Source organism: Stenotrophomonas sp. YIM B06876, assembly GCF_030711595.1.
Taxonomy (GTDB): domain Bacteria; phylum Pseudomonadota; class Gammaproteobacteria; order Xanthomonadales; family Xanthomonadaceae; genus Stenotrophomonas.
Genome location: NZ_JAUJUJ010000536.1, coordinates 1 through 507, shown reverse-complemented (window position 1 = coordinate 507; position 507 = coordinate 1). Strand labels below are relative to the sequence as shown.

The following is a 507-nucleotide window of genomic DNA, read 5'->3' as shown; positions in this document are numbered from 1 at the left end:
GGACGCCGTCCCGGCACAGGCGCTGCTGGCCGCCGCGACGGCGCATGCGCGGGCCGAGCGCACGCGGCTGGCCATCAGCGCCGCGCAGCAGGCGTGCTTTGACGGCCTGAACGCGCCGCTGCTGTATGCCGATCCCGCGTTCAAGCCCGCCGCCGTGCATGCCGAGGAGGGGGCCCCGGTGCTGTGGAGCTGCGGCATTTCCGGCGATCGCCCGCTGATCCTGGTGCGGATCGGCGACAGTGCCGATGTCGCCTGCGTGCACGAGCTGCTGCTGGCGCAGCGCTACTGGCAGGCGCTGCAGCTGGGCGTCGATGTGGTGGTGCTGGACACCAGCGCGGCCGGCGAAAACAGCTTGCTGGCGACCTTGCAGGCGCAGATCAGCGCACACAACGCACAACTCACGCTGCCGCCGCCGGCGCCGGGCGCACAGGCGTTCGTGCTGGCTGCGCACGCGCTTTCCGGGCAGCAATGCGCGGGCCTGGCAACCGCGGCGCGGATCGTGCTGGA

At 72.6% G+C, this 507-nt stretch carries 1 pseudogene; it reads left to right on the top strand.

From position 1 onward, the window contains the following. A pseudogene (locus QZH66_RS18350) lies at positions 1 to 507 on the top strand (glycosyl transferase family 36); the annotation flags it as partial.